Consider the following 623-nt stretch of genomic DNA (forward strand, 5'->3'; position numbering starts at 1 on the left):
ATATCGCTTTTTGCCTTGTAGATTTCGCTATTTTGATACGCTTTCTTGTCAAAATTCATAGGCGAAATCGCTTTTCCATCATTTGTCGCATTCATCATTTCAGCGTACAATGCCATTGTAGCCTTCTCTTCAGTCTCTGACAAAGCATATTCATCTTTTAAATTTTGATCAAGCTCTCTTAGTTCTTTGACCGTTTTTTTTCGTTCATCTTCCGCATCTTCTATTTTTTCATCAAAGGTTTGGCTATCAAATACCTCTAGGGAAATGAGGTCATCAATGTCTTGAAAAATCGTTTTGAGTGCCTTTTTTTGATCCTTTACAATACTTTTGGCATTCTTGATGCCCATATGTACTGCGTTGTCTAAAAAGTGTTCTTCTACAAAGGTATCGCCGCCAAAGCTCGTATCATCAAGTGTCCCAGAAACACCCTCATGAAAGGCTTTTTGCTTATCAATGAAATTGATAAACATGTCAACATTACCCGCTAGTTCTTTATAAAAGCTTTTAATGTTATCGGCACCTTTCCCAGTGAAATCATCACCAAGATTGGCAACACCTTGTAATGCCTTTTTTAAATCTACCATTTGTTCGCGGAGTTCCTGATAGTGTTTTGCCCTTGTGTC

The 623-nt window shown here is 37.4% G+C and carries 1 protein-coding gene; it reads right to left on the reverse strand.

Features of this window, described 5'->3' with window-relative positions:
• The coding region (locus QSJ46_RS19565) for a T7SS effector LXG polymorphic toxin (protein ID WP_285605201.1) at window positions 1-623 on the reverse strand (623 nt) is incomplete at both ends.

Source organism: Bacillus sp. YKCMOAS1, from assembly GCF_030268125.1.
Classification (GTDB): domain Bacteria; phylum Bacillota; class Bacilli; order Bacillales; family Bacillaceae; genus Bacillus; species Bacillus safensis.